The organism is Bacillus sp. EE-W1 (genome assembly GCF_009760835.1).
In the GTDB taxonomy this organism is placed as follows: domain Bacteria; phylum Bacillota; class Bacilli; order Bacillales; family Bacillaceae_G; genus Bacillus_A; species Bacillus_A wiedmannii.
Window position 1 is genome coordinate 26,243 of the sequence record NZ_WIPE01000096.1, and the last position, 14,427, is coordinate 40,669.

Annotated in this window: 18 protein-coding genes, 1 pseudogene and 1 riboswitch; of the genes and pseudogenes, 5 read left to right on the forward strand and 14 right to left on the reverse strand. The window is 34.9% G+C overall.

Annotated features, from left to right (window positions below; genetic code table 11):
- Window positions 1-7: 7 nt before the first annotated feature.
- The 4 genes from GFJ36_RS24755 to GFJ36_RS24770 form a co-directional block, all read right to left on the reverse strand.
- Window positions 8-823 (reverse strand): DUF4247 domain-containing protein, encoded by an 816-nt coding sequence (locus GFJ36_RS24755; RefSeq protein WP_000071201.1) that lies wholly within the window; start codon window positions 821-823, stop codon window positions 8-10.
- A 12-nt stretch (window positions 824-835) separates the two neighbouring features.
- A complete protein-coding gene (locus tag GFJ36_RS24760; RefSeq protein ID WP_000051753.1) occupies window positions 836-1,342 on the reverse strand; it encodes a DUF4178 domain-containing protein in 507 nt (168 codons plus the stop codon).
- A 21-nt stretch (window positions 1,343-1,363) separates the two neighbouring features.
- Window positions 1,364-1,768 (reverse strand): DUF350 domain-containing protein, encoded by a 405-nt coding sequence (locus GFJ36_RS24765; protein ID WP_000220323.1) that lies wholly within the window; start codon window positions 1,766-1,768, stop codon window positions 1,364-1,366.
- A gap of 79 nt (window positions 1,769-1,847) precedes the next feature.
- Entirely contained in the window at window positions 1,848-2,513 is a 666-nt protein-coding gene (locus GFJ36_RS24770; protein WP_000110287.1) for a PspA/IM30 family protein, read from the reverse strand.
- A gap of 404 nt (window positions 2,514-2,917) precedes the next feature.
- Here GFJ36_RS24770 and GFJ36_RS24775 point away from each other — a divergent pair, with 404 nt between their 5' ends.
- On the forward strand, window positions 2,918-3,496 hold the full coding sequence (locus tag GFJ36_RS24775) for a lipoprotein BA_5634 family protein (protein ID WP_097889156.1): 579 nt from the start codon (window positions 2,918-2,920) through the stop codon (window positions 3,494-3,496).
- A gap of 36 nt (window positions 3,497-3,532) precedes the next feature.
- On the opposite strand, the gene GFJ36_RS24780 is transcribed toward GFJ36_RS24775, so the two are convergent.
- Genes GFJ36_RS24780 through GFJ36_RS24790 form a run of 3 tightly spaced genes read right to left on the reverse strand, consistent with a single transcriptional unit; the run spans window position 3,533 to window position 5,929 of the window.
- Window positions 3,533-3,700: a FeoB-associated Cys-rich membrane protein gene (locus tag GFJ36_RS24780; protein WP_000989599.1), complete on the reverse strand. Its 168-nt coding sequence runs from the start codon at window positions 3,698-3,700 to the stop codon at window positions 3,533-3,535.
- A gap of 16 nt (window positions 3,701-3,716) precedes the next feature.
- Window positions 3,717-5,705 carry a ferrous iron transport protein B gene (gene feoB / locus GFJ36_RS24785; RefSeq protein WP_097889155.1) on the reverse strand — a complete coding sequence of 663 codons (1,989 nt, stop codon included), beginning with the start codon at window positions 5,703-5,705 and terminating at the stop codon, window positions 3,717-3,719.
- Window positions 5,702-5,929 carry a FeoA family protein gene (locus GFJ36_RS24790; protein ID WP_000060518.1) on the reverse strand — a complete coding sequence of 76 codons (228 nt, stop codon included), beginning with the start codon at window positions 5,927-5,929 and terminating at the stop codon, window positions 5,702-5,704. Before GFJ36_RS24790 ends, feoB begins: the two co-directional genes overlap by 4 nt.
- A 194-nt stretch (window positions 5,930-6,123) precedes the next feature.
- A riboswitch (TPP riboswitch) is annotated at window positions 6,124-6,225 on the forward strand.
- Between the two features lie 86 nt (window positions 6,226-6,311).
- Between GFJ36_RS24790 and thiT the strand changes: the two genes are divergently transcribed.
- On the forward strand, window positions 6,312-6,980 hold the full coding sequence (gene thiT, locus GFJ36_RS24795) for an energy-coupled thiamine transporter ThiT (protein ID WP_088064654.1): 669 nt from the start codon (window positions 6,312-6,314) through the stop codon (window positions 6,978-6,980).
- A gap of 209 nt (window positions 6,981-7,189) precedes the next feature.
- On the opposite strand, the gene GFJ36_RS24800 is transcribed toward thiT, so the two are convergent.
- The 6 genes from GFJ36_RS24800 to GFJ36_RS24825 all read right to left on the reverse strand — a co-directional run bounded on the left by GFJ36_RS24800 (window position 7,190) and on the right by GFJ36_RS24825 (window position 11,872).
- Window positions 7,190-9,040, reverse strand: coding sequence for a sensor histidine kinase (locus tag GFJ36_RS24800; RefSeq protein WP_088064655.1), 1,851 nt, complete (start codon window positions 9,038-9,040; stop codon window positions 7,190-7,192).
- Complete coding sequence (locus GFJ36_RS24805; RefSeq protein WP_060486642.1) at window positions 9,037-9,726, reverse strand: response regulator transcription factor; 690 nt, start codon at window positions 9,724-9,726, stop codon at window positions 9,037-9,039. The genes GFJ36_RS24800 and GFJ36_RS24805 overlap by 4 nt, the downstream gene beginning before the upstream one ends.
- Window positions 9,727-9,765: 39 nt before the next feature.
- Window positions 9,766-10,386: a class D sortase gene (locus GFJ36_RS24810; protein ID WP_157349759.1), complete on the reverse strand. Its 621-nt coding sequence runs from the start codon at window positions 10,384-10,386 to the stop codon at window positions 9,766-9,768.
- Between the two features lie 88 nt (window positions 10,387-10,474).
- Entirely contained in the window at window positions 10,475-10,963 is a 489-nt protein-coding gene (locus GFJ36_RS24815; protein WP_097808224.1) for an LPXTG cell wall anchor domain-containing protein, read from the reverse strand.
- A gap of 177 nt (window positions 10,964-11,140) precedes the next feature.
- Window positions 11,141-11,473, reverse strand: a complete 333-nt coding sequence (locus GFJ36_RS24820) for a hypothetical protein (RefSeq protein WP_097889153.1) — start codon at window positions 11,471-11,473, stop codon at window positions 11,141-11,143.
- A gap of 183 nt (window positions 11,474-11,656) precedes the next feature.
- Window positions 11,657-11,872, reverse strand: coding sequence for a hypothetical protein (locus tag GFJ36_RS24825; protein ID WP_097889152.1), 216 nt, complete (start codon window positions 11,870-11,872; stop codon window positions 11,657-11,659).
- A gap of 160 nt (window positions 11,873-12,032) precedes the next feature.
- Between GFJ36_RS24825 and hpt the strand changes: the two genes are divergently transcribed.
- From hpt to GFJ36_RS24840, 3 genes are all read left to right on the forward strand, one after another.
- Window positions 12,033-12,560, forward strand: a complete 528-nt coding sequence (gene hpt / locus GFJ36_RS24830) for a hypoxanthine phosphoribosyltransferase (protein ID WP_001047287.1) — start codon at window positions 12,033-12,035, stop codon at window positions 12,558-12,560.
- 86 nt (window positions 12,561-12,646) lie between these two features.
- Window positions 12,647-13,549 carry a diacylglycerol/lipid kinase family protein gene (locus GFJ36_RS24835; protein ID WP_000167910.1) on the forward strand — a complete coding sequence of 301 codons (903 nt, stop codon included), beginning with the start codon at window positions 12,647-12,649 and terminating at the stop codon, window positions 13,547-13,549.
- A 148-nt stretch (window positions 13,550-13,697) separates the two neighbouring features.
- Window positions 13,698-13,877, forward strand: a complete 180-nt coding sequence (locus GFJ36_RS24840; RefSeq protein ID WP_000289924.1) for a cold-inducible protein YdjO-related protein — start codon at window positions 13,698-13,700, stop codon at window positions 13,875-13,877.
- 324 nt (window positions 13,878-14,201) lie between these two features.
- Here the strand turns inward: GFJ36_RS24840 and GFJ36_RS29890 are convergent.
- Window positions 14,202-14,427: pseudogene (locus GFJ36_RS29890) on the reverse strand (ABC transporter permease); the annotation flags it as partial.

A 14,427-nucleotide genomic window follows, 5' to 3' on the forward strand; every position in this document is an offset into this window, starting at 1 on the left:
TCTATACCTATCTTCTCTTCGTAATTTTTCCTGAACCACCGACCCTCGTTTTCGGAGGGGATGTATTCCTTGGCGGCGTTTTAATAGATGATTTCGGCTTCACATCTGATCCGCTCGAGCCACCTGGTGTTTTTGTAATTTTTCCTTTGCTTCCAGTAGAAGGCGGAGGCGTACTACTTCCTTTTTTCGTAATACTTCCTGTATCTCCTACGGAAGGTTTCGAATCTACATTATCGCCTCGCTTAATGATAGATCCTTTCCCTTCCTTCGTAATTGGAGGCGGGGTTTTCTTTTCTTCTTTCGTAGGCGGTCTCTCTGGAATAACCGGTTTATGATTTTGTCTGTCATTATATCCGCGATAATCACCGTATGATGATTTTCGTGAACCGAATATATCGTTTAAAATACTTCCCATAATATATCCTTGCAGGAAGGATGGTTGGTAATTTTGACGGACAAATTCTTTATTACTTATTTCAATTAACGTATCAGAAGGTTTCTCTTTATCCTTTTGCAAGTTATAAATCTTATCAGAATAAACGAGGAACATTTGATTTTCGTCTTCTTTAGATGCTTGCTTCGGTTCTCTTTCATTAATGAGTTCCTTTGCGACTTCAGGAACTGACCGATTGGCGGCCCTATACACGTAAGATTCTTGTTTACCTTCTTTTGCGACAGATTCTAGTGGATAACGGTCTTGAATCGACTTTGTCTGTCCGCCTTGACAACCTGATAAGGCATATCCAGCAACAACAAGTAATAGAACGATAGCAAGTATAGGGATTACGAACGATTTAATCATGGTAAACAATCGGTTTGACATGATTACGCCCCCTTACGTTGCTCTTATAATTTGTACATCAGCAGGAATAATTGCTTCTCCCTCATACATCATTGTGCGACCATTTTGCCATTCAATACGTAATAATTTTCGGTTATCTGATTGGAATTCCCATACGTACTGTTCCTCTGAAGCAGAGAATGGTGTTTTCCCCATCACAACAACACGTCCGTTATATTGCTCTTCCATATGGTACTCTGTATCATCCATTTCAATTGTCGTCGGAACTTCATCAATTGAATCTAAACGACCATCGATTGGTGTATATAATTTGTAATACGTATTTTCACGATCTTCAATTTTTAAATAACGAATATCTTTCCCGTCTTGCAGTGTTAAAACAATTTCTTTACGAGAATGCATACTCGTTTTCCCAGTTAATTCGTACATGACTAATGAAACTTCAATCATATCGCCAGGAGCTAACGTTAACAAACTCTTCTCCGGTTTCGGCGGTTCTGGGCTCTTCATTATATTTTTAATTCGTTTAAATAAACTCATGATTTACCCCTCCTTCTCTCTTTATAAACAAGCACCTAAAATAAGTGCACCAACGATATGTAATGATCCGGCCAACATCGCATGCGCAACACTGCCTTCTTTCGTACCTTCTTCTAAATCTAAACCGGACATTTTCTTTAACACAAATTCGATAAACATTTCTACCACTAATAAAATAACGAAAGAAACTGCTGATGCAAGTAGCGCTTGCCATAAGTCATTTGCTTTCGTTATGGATTGAGATAAAATGTACCCTTGCGCGAATAATTTCATAACGAAACGCGTTGTTACAGCTGTATTCCCATTCTTTATTTCTTTTAAATCATTGTATTTAGTAAAAATTGAATCAACCCACATAATTGCAAATAAAAGTACTGCACTTGCTCCAGTCCATACAAGCATGGCTAACACATTTGTCCATGTCATTGCAAAACCTCCTCTAAAATGTAATAGAAAACCGACATGAATTCTCTTCAGACATGTCGGTTTCTTTGTCTATTCTATATTATTTCTCATACTGCTTCATAATACGAGCTAATTCATCGTCAACAGCAGAATTTTTGTTTAAGCTTGCGAATTCATCATCTAATGACTTTTCTTTTTTATACACTTCACCACTTGCTTCTGCTTCAGCTTCTAATTGAAGAGCTTTCTCTTCCATACGACTTAAACCAGCTTTTGCTGAATTTGAATCAAATCCAGACATCGCCTGATTAATATTCTTTTGTGCTTTCGCCGCATTTACACGTGCTACAAGTGTTTCACGTTTATTTTTCAGCTCTGTTAATTGCTTACGCATTTCTTCTAGCTTCAGGCGAAGATTATCGGCAGCAGCTTTGTTTTGCTCATAGCTTGCTTTATACTCATTCATCTTTTGCTCTGCGTTTTGTTTTTCTTCAAGAGCACGACGTGCAAGATCAAGATTGCTTGCTTGAACAGCCATATGAGCTTGCTCTTCACGTTTTTTCACAAGTGCTTCTTGCTCTTCAAATAATATTTTGAATTTCTTCTCAAGTGCAATTTGAGCTGCTACACTTTTCTCAGCTTCTTGTACATCCGCTTGCATATCGCGTAAATATTGATCCGTCATCTTAACTGGATCTTCCGCTTTTTCAATTAATGAATATACATTCGACATTGTTAAATCTCGTAATCGTTTAAATACAGACATTCTAATTCCTCCTATGACTTACCTCATATTTCAAATTCACTACTTGGAAAACTGAAAAATCTCCCTTAACAGTAAAGAATATTCATTTTTACAGCCTACGTGTTTATTATAACAAAACTAATATGTCCTTACATGTTATTTCCAAAATACAGCCAATATAATATGACATTCTATATAAAACATTGTATTCCTAATATATTCTCATTAACCCTCTTCAGAATTGACTTATTTTTATGCACTTTCACTAAATTACATTATTGTAATGTTACTGTAAGCTAACTCGATAGTTACGTTGCAATATTTCTTATACACTAATACCAGAAGCAACGAACAAGCTTCTCATCATTTCAGAACTAATACAAAAACTGTATTTACAATAAAACATATAAAAAGGAGAAATCATCATGAAAAAATTAGTAGGCATCGGATTAGCAGCAGCAATTTCATTCGGAGCATTATCAGGTTGTTCTTTATTAGGAGAGAAAGCAAACGGTTTTGTACTGTACGGATCAGAAGAACAAGTTCAACAAATTACAGATAAAAACAAAAAAGAAGTGAAAGAAAAAGACTTCTATAAAATGAAAATGACTACATTAGAGGGTAAAAAAGTTCTTGTTATGGATAAGAAAACTGGTGAAGAACTGGTGAAGAAAGAGTTACTTAGCAAAGTTGATGAAAAAGACGACACGAAACCACTTAATAAATTACCAGCTGTAACAGCAGAACAAGGTGTATTATTTGCTAAAGAAAAAGTAGAAAATGCTACACTTGATGGGGCAAAATTAAAATACGAAGGCAATACAATTATCGGAAGTGGACGTGCATATGCCGACATGTTCGCGATTGTTGATGATGCAACTTACGTAAATGTAAAAGGCGATGAAAAATCTGTTGGGGTATTAAAATTCGATAAAGACCCTAGTAAAGAATTCCCTGGCTACAACGGTGTAGAAGCTTCTCAACTTGTAAAAATTAAAAAGTAAAACAAAAAAGCTTTGCGAAATTCGCAAAGCTTTTTTCTATTTATGAGCAACTTGCTCCATATCCGGACTACAAGTTTGCGACTGACATGATTTATTTAAAGAACATGCTGCGCATTTTCCCTTTTTACTTCTCTTTACAAAATTAACTAACGTGTATGCTGCATAACCAAAAATGATAGCTCCGATTATAATATTGACCATCACTCTAATACATCTCCTTCTAGAATCCGAGTAAGGATCCAACTTGGTATATAATGAACGTTAATACATAAGCAACAACGAGTGGATAAACGACAGAGAAAATTGTCCACTTCGTTGATCCTGTTTCACGTTTAATAACAGCTACTGTCGCTAAACACGGAACATATAATAAAATAAAGAACATAAATGCATATCCTGATAACGCAGTATAATGTGCTCCCATTACATTTCCAAGCACATCTTCTTTCACCGCATAAATAATTGCCATTGTAGAAACGACAACTTCTTTCGCTAAAAATCCTGTTAAAAGAGATGCTGCAGCTTGCCACGTTCCAAAGCCGAGCGGTGCAAATAGTGGTGCAATAAATCCACCAATCATCGCTAAGTAACTATCTCCCATATCAACACCAAATCCTGATGGACCTGCATAGTTTAATAACCAAATGACAACAGAACCACCGAAGATGAATGTACCTGCTTTACGAACAAATCCTTTCCCTTTCTCCCACGTGCTTAGCCATAACGTTTTCGCTTGTGGCACGCGGTAAGGAGGTAGTTCAATGACGAAAATAGACTTTTCCGCTTTTAAAATGGTAAGAGACATAATTTTTGTAACTAATAATGCAAGAACAATACCTGCAACATATAAAGAAAACACAACAGTTGCCTGACTATGAGGGAAGAATACTCCCGCAAATAATGCGTATACAGGTAAACGTGCCGAACAAGACATAAATGGTGTTACAAGAACTGTAAGTAAACGTTCTTTTTCTTGTTCAATCGTTCTCGCTGCCATAATACCTGGAACATTACATCCAAAACCGATAATCATCGGAATGAATGCTTTTCCATTTAAACCGAAGAACTCCATAATTCTATCCATAACAACTGCAATTCGCGCCATATATCCTGAGTCTTCTAATAATGAAATGAAAAAGAATAGTGCAAAGATTTGTGGAACGAATACTAATACCGCACCAACACCGGCAATAATACCTTCTGTAACAAGTGCTTGAATAAAATCAGAAGCTCCAACACTTGTGAGCCCAGCCGTTACCCAATCCGTAAGCTGTCCACCAAAAAATTCATCTAACATATCGGATAAAGGTGTACCAATCCACGTAAACGTAACCTGAAAAATAAAAAACATAACTGCTAAAAAGATTGGAAGTCCTAAAATTTTATGTGTAATTAATCTATCAATTTTTTCCGAAAAAGGAATTTTTCCTTCTTTCTCATGCTTCATAACATTTGTTTTTAACTTTTCAATATACGCTTCACGAGTTTTGTAAATGTGCTCTTCCAACGTACAATCAAGTTTTCCTTCTAAGCGAGATCGAATGGCTACAAGTTCCTTATAAATTGGTAATGCTTTCATTTCTTTTTCTACTACTTCGTTATTGCTTAAAAATTGAAGGGCTAACCATCTTGGATGCTTATAATTCGCTGTCTCTAAAAGAGCTATTACCTCTCCAATTCCTTCATCCATCTGTACACCATATGAAATAATGAATGGCTTTTTCTCGTTTTTGTCATTTTCTTTAAGAGTAGCAAGTAGTTCTTCACAGCCTTTTCCACTTCTTGCAACGACCGGAACGACTGTTACACCTAATAGCTCTGATAATCGTTTTACATCAATTACAATGCCTCGTTGCTTTGCCACATCGACCATATTTAATCCGATTGAAACCGGCTTTCCAAACTCAAGTAATTGCAACGTTAAATGCATATTTCTCTCGAATTGCGAAGAATCCACTATATTTAACATATGATGAAATTCGTCTGTTAGTAGAAAATTTGTAACGACACCTTCATCACGTGAAACTGGATTCAAATCATAAACACCTGGTAAATCAATTAATGTTCCTTGCTTATCTTTTAATTTACCAACCTTCTTTTCTACTGTTACACCGCTCCAGTTTCCTACGTATTCATAAGAACCAGTAAGTGCATTAAATAATGATGTCTTCCCTGTATTCGGATTCCCTAGCAAAGCTACCTTATTCACGCTAATTCCACCTTTATCATTTTCGCGTCACAATGACGAATACTAATTAACTGTCCACGACACTCCAATGTACAAGGACCTTTGAACATCGCTTTCTGCTTCATGCGAAGTTCGCTTCCTTCAGAAAGACCGAAAGCAGCCAATCTTCTCTTCAGTAAATGATCTAAAGACTGAACGCTTTTTACTAACACTTTCTCACCGATTTTAATATCTACTAAGCTCATAACCTTCCCCCTCAGAAGAGAATGATAATTATTTTCAAAAAAATTATAGCACACTCTATTTCTCTTGTACTATACCCTTTTGCTTCATATTTATTAACATTTCACTACAATTCTATTTCAATCATTGTCATACTGTATTCGTTTGCCATTCTCATCCATTTCGCTTACAATAAACAATAGCAAATAAAGAATCTCGTTATCACTGGGGGAGCCATGCCGCTGAGAGGGAACACTTCGTTCCGACCCTTCGAACCTGTTAGTTAATGCTAACGCAGGGATTGTGCAAACGTCCGAAATACATACCTCTTTTTTATTTACGTATTTCGTATCCTCCTATGATATCTATTCTTTTTTGCACAACTTGGATTTAGGGGGAGACAACATGCGTAACACCAATTTACAAGCGATGATCGAATCTGCAATTCTTGCAGCCTTCGCCTTGGTCATCGACATTTTACCATTATCAATCAAACTTCCAACAGGCGGTTCCATTTCATTCGCTATGATTCCTATTTTTATTATTGCATACCGCTGGGGCTTTAAATCAGCTTTCTTAGGTGGTTTAGTTTGGGGACTATTACAAATTGTCGTAGGAGATGCTTACATTTTAACACCTATTCAAGCTTTCATTGAGTACTTCATTGCCTTTGCTTTTATCGGATTTGCTGGCTTATTCTATCGTCCAATTCAAAAAGCACTTTTAACGTCTAATGAAAATAACTTAGAACAATCAAGTTTAGGTAGCCGTAAAGAAAAACCTTCATCAAAACAAAACGAAGGTAAGAAAGTCCTTGCTTATATTATTCTTGCTACATTTATCGGTAGCTTTGCTCGCTATTTCTGCCACTTTATTGCTGGTATTATTTTCTGGGGACAATATGCACCGAAAGGTCAATCAGCAGTTCTATACTCATTAATCGTAAACGGCAGTACAATGCTCGGTTCTTTTATTTTATGTACCGTTTTACTTATATTTTTATTTCTTACTTCACCTCGCTTATTCAAGAGCATCAATGCTTATCAAATAAATTCAAACAAAAAGAGCGCTTAATAAGCGCTCTTTTTGTTATATCGTAATATCAATTAAAAATACAATAAATGCACAAAAGAAAATAAATACCATTATACTTAGCCACTTGCTATGCACGGTTCATCGACTCCTTACATAACCTCATTTTCTACCCAGATTATATCGTTTAAAAATAAAGATTAGGTAAAGATAATATGAAAATAAATTAAAAAAAGCGTAGCATGCATCATCTACGCTTTTTTAGGTAAATAAAAGTAAAATAATACACCATCTTCTGTATTTTCTGCCCCATATTCAGCATCGTGCAGTTCTAAAATATTTTTAGAAATAGCTAGACCAAGCCCAGTTCCACCTTGTGAACGGTGGCGAGCTGCATCCACGCGATAAAAACGGTCCCAAATTTTATCTAATTGCTCTTCTTCAATGTGAGTACCTTTATTTTCAATACACACTTTTATACGATCTTTCTCATCTATTGTAGAAATAATAATATCCTCTTTATTCGGTGTATAACGTATGGCATTCGTAATGAAGTTCACGATTACTTGTTCAATCCGACTTTGATTTGCGACTACTTCAAATGAACATATATTCTTATGCACATGAAGTTCTTTTTTCTCTATGTCCACAGAAAGGTGTTCACATATATCTTCAATTACTGTATCGATATAAAATACATCCTTTTTCATTTTATATGTACCTGACTCAAATTTAGCTAACTCCAGCATATCCAAAATTAAAGTATCCATTTTATCTACTTCTCGTTCCATTGCCTGAAAATAGTATTCTTTTTTATGCTCAGCTACTCCATCTTTTAAAATAGAAATACAGCTTTTCATAATACTCAGCGGTGTTTTTAATTCATGCGAAACACCAGAAATAAATTCTTTCCGCGTATTTTCTAACTTTCTTTCCTTTTCAATATCTTGTTCTAGCTGTCCAATATGCGAATGGAGCTTATTAGATAATACATTAATATTTTTCGATAAATCACCAATTTCATCTTTTGAAGTAATCGGTATTTGTTCTGTGAAATCTAAGTGTGCTATTTTCTTCGTCGTATCATTTATTTTTAATAACGGCTTTGCAATTTGTTTTGAATAATAGAACGAAGCTAGAAAAATAAGAACGACTACAAATGCAATGATGTAAATGTAGTAATCTTGCACCATTTGTACAGCTTCATCTACAGGCTGTAAAGAAGCCATCGCATAAATATATGTGACTGATCCGTCTCTTTCTGTTATTGGTTTCATTAATAATTTATATTTTATATCATTTTTTTCATAGTCCATTGTTTTTATTGAATATTCTATTTGATTACTTTCATTTAGTAATACATCCCTTTGAAACTCTTTTATGCTATCTAAGAATAGACTATTTTTATAAATTGGATTTACAAGACCTTTTACATCAGGAAACTGTACTTTCGTAACACGTCCTCTTATGTAAGTATCTAATTCCTGAGCAGATTCTTCCTGAACAGCTGGTTTCTTTTCTTTAACAAGTTGTTCTTGATCCGCTCTCTTTTTCTCCTCATCTAATTTCATTTTCTCCTGAAACGCTTTTTCTAACGGTTTATTAGATCCATTTAAATTTTGCTTACCTAACGCGAAAGAGAATGGAATAAAACTATCACCTTTTTTCACGCCAGAAAAATAAATTTCTTGTCCTAAAAACGGATCTGATAATTTATTATCAATCTCCTCTATATTGACGAGATTGTATAAAGGAATTTTGAATATTTGTTGTCCAAAGCTCTTTTGTTGCCTACGATCTATCGTTACTTCAAAATAAAAATCATCCGCATGTTTTAAATTCCCATTCTGATCTAACGTTGTAATCCACGTATTATTTTCTCTTAAAAAGTCTTGCTCCAGCTTCTGAATTCCTTCTGCACTTCCTGCATAATTCAAATAATTCTTCTCAAAGGAATTTAAATTCACTTTAATATCTTCTACTTTTCGATTCGCATAATATTGTTTAAAAAATATCGTTTGTCCAATAAATATCGTCGCTAAAATTAACATACATAATGCTGTTGTGAGGGCAAATAATTTTAGTACAATCCCCTTTCTCATACATTCCCCTCAAATTTATAACCTGTTCGTACTACAGTTGTAATGCACTTTGCTTTCTCTCCTAATTTATTTCTTAAATTACGAATATGACTATTAACCGTTCGATCGTCACCAGCAAATTCATATCCCCAAATTCTTGAAATGAGTTGCTCTCGCGTTAAAACAATCCCTTGATTTTTCATGAAATACGCTAATATTTCAAATTCAGTATGTGTTAAATTAATGTCTGTCCTATCTACCGTAACAGTGCGCGATGGGAAGTGGACGTGAATACCGTGGATGGATAATGTATCATCTTCATTCTCTAGAAGTTGCTTCGTTACTTTTCTACTTTCTAACAGCCTTTTCGCTCTTGCTAATAAAATTGGTGGGCTATACGGCTTCGTCACATAGTCATCCGCCCCAAGTTCAAATCCAAGTAACGTATCATCTTCATCTACACGTGCCGTCAGCATAATAATAGGAACCTCAGATGTTTTACGAATTCTTCGGCAAACAGACCATCCATCAAGTTCCGGCAACATAATATCTAAAATAACTAAATCAACCTCTTCTTCCTCAAATACAACTAAAGCTTCTTTCCCATCTCTTGCTTCAAACACTACATATTGCTCGCTCAAAAAATAATCTTTTAATATTTCACGCAAAATATCTTCATCTTCCACAATTAAAATGTTTTTTGACATAACTTATGTATCCCCCTTCCGCTTTCAGAAACTATCACTTCATTTTGAATAACTAGCCGTTAACTTCGCCTCGATAATATATCTATCTGGTGCATCCCCTATATAATCAAATGGATAGCAAGTCGTTAGTGTTAATATCGGTTCTTCTTTTTTTATAATAACAGTACGATCATCCGCATGGGTAATCCATATCTTTTGAATTTCGTATGTGTAAGTTTTATTATCATACTCTAAAACAAGAGTGTCTTTTTCTTTTAACTCTCCTAAATCTGTAAAGACAGTATCCCGGTGTCCACTCAGTACAGTATGTCCCCCTCCAGATGGTGTTGTCGTTACATCACTAACGAACATTCCAACTCCTTTCTTCAACGTTGCATCATCCGCTCCCCAGTATATAGAAAACTTCTTCTTTATTTTCGGTATATTTAACAGTGCAACCTTTTCTCCTTCTTTATGTTCTGTTTGAGAAGAAGGTACTTGGGAAGTTACAGGTGTTTCGTAAGAAAGTTGATTATGTTGTACATTTTTAAGCCTCTTTAATTCTTCTTTCGTTAATTGTTGAGCAGAGCTTTTTCCTTTATACCATTCCATAGCGTAATATGATCCCGTGAATAGCCCTATGGCCATCAATATGATACCTATATAATTGAGTAACTTCATGTTCATCCCTCCATGCCAAAAATGGTAGGAATAACCTACCATTTTTAATATATGAAATTATTCCATTCTTTATAGGACAATATTTTATTTACGCCTTAACTTTATTGCGACGATTCAAACCAAATAATGTCCCTATCCCTACAAGACATGCGCTTAGTGCCATCATTGCTACATTATTAGATGCTGTGTTTGGTAATTTTTCACCTTGTACAGCTGGCTTCGCTACTTCTTTTTTTACCGCACCATTTTTTTGTTGTACTTGTGCTGCTTCTTTTTTTGCCATATCATTTTTCAACTGTTCTTGTGCTATTCTCTTTTTCTCTTCTTCACTTTTTTGCTGTTCCTTAATCAATGCTTCTTTTTTCGCCTTATCGTTTTTCAACTGCTCTTGCGCTATTCGCTTTTTCTCTTCTTCACTTTTTTGCTGTTCTTTAATCAATGCTTCTTTTTTCGCTTTATCTTGCTGCAGTTGTGCCTGTTCTTCCTTTGTTACTGTTCCAGTATCCGCACTCGCTACTGAAGAATATCCTACTGTTAAAAGTGCCATTGCACAAATTGGTAATAGTCTCTTTTTCATCTTCATTCTCTCCTTATATTTTATTCACATCAACTCGCATCGGATGTATCACTAGAATAAACAAGAGATATAAATATAAGATGCAGATGAAATATATTTCATTTAAAGATTTCATTGTAGAAAAATAAAAAAACATCGCAATATATGCGATGTTTTTTCGGGTGTGTGTCTCAATATTTACATGTTACTTTCGCGTGATGTAGAAGTAGAACAGGCCGGAGCGATAACTAATTGTCTCGGCTCAGTTTTCTTTAAGTGATTTTTGACGTTACACTTACGACGTTGAACAACCCACGCTTTAATAGGGTTTGTCAAAATAATCTTTTGCTCTTCGTTAGGGGCCTCTTCTTCAAACCTACAACTTTCGCTCCATTTATTCCATTTCATTGTAAATTTAGAAGAAAAATGATCGTCTTCTCGATCAAACAAGTGCAAAAAATCCATTTCGCCAGCTAGCATTACGGTGTTGCTAGTTGCTAAAAAAGAAAAGGTCGTCCAACGTTTCTCCATGCCCTCCTACTCCTTTTTCACATATAGAGTGCCTAAAACTTAATTTACCTAAAATATGCTTGCCTTTTACCTTACACTTATAGTTTATCCAAAACACTACTATGCAACTATCGATTTGCCTTACAACTACCTTACATTTTTGTAAGAAACAAAAAACCTTCACTCTCTATACGTGAAGGTTTCTCATTTCTTATCTATATGATTTTTCATATGATCCACTCCAGCTTCTTGTAGCTGTGACATCATACCGTGGGAAATTGCGCCTAATACTAAAGTCATTCCAATTAGTGAAATCCGAATCGCTGGTACATCAATTATGTAAGCCAAACTACCAAGAACAATTGTTAAAAGTAATGCTTTTATAAATGTTGCACTTGTATACTCTTTCTTTCTCATCATAATCATCCTTTTGGAAGCGTTTTCTTGATGTAATCAGTATATCATATCATCTGACTATTTTGTGGGGATTTCTGTAAAAAACTTATATCTTCTTTGACTTTTCCCCTTCTTTCCTTTACAGTCGAAATGTTCACAAGTTTTACACTGTAGGAGGACTCCAATGAATCTTGAAATAAAAGATACTTTAATTTCTGAAGAACAATTACAAGAAAAAGTAAAAGAACTAGCACTTCAAATCGAACGTGACTTTGAAGGAGAAGAAATCGTAGTAATCGCTGTATTAAAAGGATCTTTCGTATTCGCTGCCGATTTAATTCGTCACATTAAAAACGATGTAACAATCGACTTTATTTCTGCATCTAGCTACGGAAATCAAACAGAAACAACTGGAAAAGTAAAACTATTAAAAGATATCGATGTAAACATTACTGGAAAAAACGTAATTGTCGTAGAAGATATTATCGATTCTGGTTTAACACTTCACTTCTTAAAAGATCACTTCTTTATGCATAAACCGAAAGCATTGAAATTCTGTACGTTACTTGATAAACCTGAGCGTCGTAAAGTGGACTTAAAAGCTGAATATGTTGGCTTCCAAATTCCAGACGAATTTATCGTTGGCTACGGTATCGACTGCGCAGAAAAATATCGTAACTTACCATTTATCGCTTCAGTTGTAACGGAATAATATAATAGAATAAACTTCCACCATCAATTACTGGTGGAAGTTTATTTTCTATCACGATTCGTAAAAGACAAAGGGAGAGAATAAAAATGACAAAAACAAAATTTGAAAAAGTACTCCTCATCGTAAATCCAAAAGCAGGGCAAGGCGATTTACATACGAATTTAACGAAAATTGTACCACCTCTTGCGGCAGCTTTTCCTGACTTACATATCCTTCATACGAAAAAGCAAGGTGATGCAACAAAATATTGTCAGGAGTTTGCTAGTAAAGTAGATTTAATTATCGTCTTTGGTGGTGACGGCACTGTATTTGAATGCACAAATGGCTTAGCACCTCTTGAAACTAGACCTACACTTGCAATCATTCCAGGCGGAACTTGCAATGACTTCTCTCGCACACTTGGCGTTCCGCAAAACATCGCAGAAGCAGCAAAACTTATTACACAAGGACATGTAAAACCAGTTGACGTCGCAAAAGCAAACGACCTACACTTCTTAAACTTCTGGGGCATTGGACTGGTCTCTGAAGTATCAAACAATATTGATGCAGAAGAGAAAGCAAAGCTTGGAAAAATCGGCTACTACTTAAGCACAATTCGAACTGTCAAAAATGCTGAAACATTCCCAGTAAAAATTACGTACGACGGACAAGTATATGAAGACGAAGCTGTCCTTGTTATGGTTGGAAACGGTGAATATCTTGGCGGGATCCCGTCCTTTATCCCGAACGTAAAATGCGACGACGGAACACTTGATATTTTCGTAGTCAAATCAACAGGCATTCAAGCGTTTAAAGATTATATCGGAAAGAAACTATTTGAAGACTCAAATGAAAATGACATCTTCCACGTAAAAGCGAAATCCATTCATATTGAAACAGAAGAAGAAAAAGAAGTAGATACAGATGGAGAAAGCTCGCTTCATACACCTTGTCATATTGAACTATTACAAGGACACTTTACGATGATTTATAATCCTGCGGTTGTGTAATCAATACTTTATTATACTTTAATAATTACTAAACTTCGCATTTTTGCGAAAAATACAGTATAATTAATAAGTAAAAGGTTGTTAACAAAAAATGTTAACAACCTTTTTATTTTTTCAAAAAAACTTTTCACTTTAGAGGAGCGATCACATGTATTGGAGAAAAAATGATAAGCCTGTAGAAGATCCCGAAGCGATAGCTATATGGGAATGCACGGCAAAAGACTGCCGTGGATGGATGCGTAAAAATTTTTCATTAGAAGAAGAACCAAAATGTCCATTATGCAAAAATGATATGAATAGTAGCGAGCGTTTATTACAAAAGCTCTAACTTCTGCTTTTCTCCACTTTAAATATTAGAATAAAGGATTATCTTTCTCCTTATCTACAAGATGCATTTCCTATATGTGAATAGAAAGAAAATAGATAATAGCGTAAAACATTGAAACAGAAAAGAGATGGTTTTTCCATCTCTTTTCTGTTTCAAATTCCCCTTATCAAACCTTAGTTATGCACACCTCATTTTAGCTAATAAAAAACGAAAGAGAACATAATTTTCACTATGTTCTCTTTCGTTTCCCGAAAAACTTTATCACTATTTTCATTTACTCACAATCCGAAAGTAAGAATGAACCGTTAAGAAATAATAACTAATATAAATAACGCTATATCCTTTAAAAGATGTATAAAGAAAAATGAAACAAAAAAATACATGCTGTATCAATAACCGCTCCAATCGGTACTTCAAAATGAACGTTTACGCCTAATTCCATCATGCTTACTAATAACTGAAGGAATGATTTTGAAAGTAAACTACCAATTACAATGCCGATTACTAATCGATAGTAAAACCATTAACGTATTTTCATAAAACAGCATTT

Bases quoted from the DNA above. Each gene is read 5' to 3' on its own strand.
- GFJ36_RS24755 (WP_000071201.1), bottom strand. From the start codon at position 823: ATGTCAAACCGATTGTTTACCATGATTAAATCGTTCGTAATCCCTATA.
- GFJ36_RS24760 (WP_000051753.1), bottom strand. From the start codon at position 1,342: ATGAGTTTATTTAAACGAATTAAAAATATAATGAAGAGCCCAGAACCG.
- GFJ36_RS24765 (WP_000220323.1), bottom strand. From the start codon at position 1,768: ATGACATGGACAAATGTGTTAGCCATGCTTGTATGGACTGGAGCAAGT.
- GFJ36_RS24770 (WP_000110287.1), bottom strand. From the start codon at position 2,513: ATGTCTGTATTTAAACGATTACGAGATTTAACAATGTCGAATGTATAT.
- GFJ36_RS24775 (WP_097889156.1), top strand. From the start codon at position 2,918: ATGAAAAAATTAGTAGGCATCGGATTAGCAGCAGCAATTTCATTCGGA.
- GFJ36_RS24790 (WP_000060518.1), bottom strand. From the start codon at position 5,929: ATGAGCTTAGTAGATATTAAAATCGGTGAGAAAGTGTTAGTAAAAAGC.
- thiT (WP_088064654.1), top strand. From the start codon at position 6,312: ATGCGTAACACCAATTTACAAGCGATGATCGAATCTGCAATTCTTGCA.
- GFJ36_RS24800 (WP_088064655.1), bottom strand. From the start codon at position 9,040: ATGAGAAAGGGGATTGTACTAAAATTATTTGCCCTCACAACAGCATTA.
- GFJ36_RS24805 (WP_060486642.1), bottom strand. From the start codon at position 9,726: ATGTCAAAAAACATTTTAATTGTGGAAGATGAAGATATTTTGCGTGAA.
- GFJ36_RS24810 (WP_157349759.1), bottom strand. From the start codon at position 10,386: ATGAAGTTACTCAATTATATAGGTATCATATTGATGGCCATAGGGCTA.
- GFJ36_RS24815 (WP_097808224.1), bottom strand. From the start codon at position 10,963: ATGAAAAAGAGACTATTACCAATTTGTGCAATGGCACTTTTAACAGTA.
- GFJ36_RS24820 (WP_097889153.1), bottom strand. From the start codon at position 11,473: ATGGAGAAACGTTGGACGACCTTTTCTTTTTTAGCAACTAGCAACACC.
- GFJ36_RS24825 (WP_097889152.1), bottom strand. From the start codon at position 11,872: ATGATGAGAAAGAAAGAGTATACAAGTGCAACATTTATAAAAGCATTA.
- hpt (WP_001047287.1), top strand. From the start codon at position 12,033: ATGAATCTTGAAATAAAAGATACTTTAATTTCTGAAGAACAATTACAA.
- GFJ36_RS24835 (WP_000167910.1), top strand. From the start codon at position 12,647: ATGACAAAAACAAAATTTGAAAAAGTACTCCTCATCGTAAATCCAAAA.
- GFJ36_RS24840 (WP_000289924.1), top strand. From the start codon at position 13,698: ATGTATTGGAGAAAAAATGATAAGCCTGTAGAAGATCCCGAAGCGATA.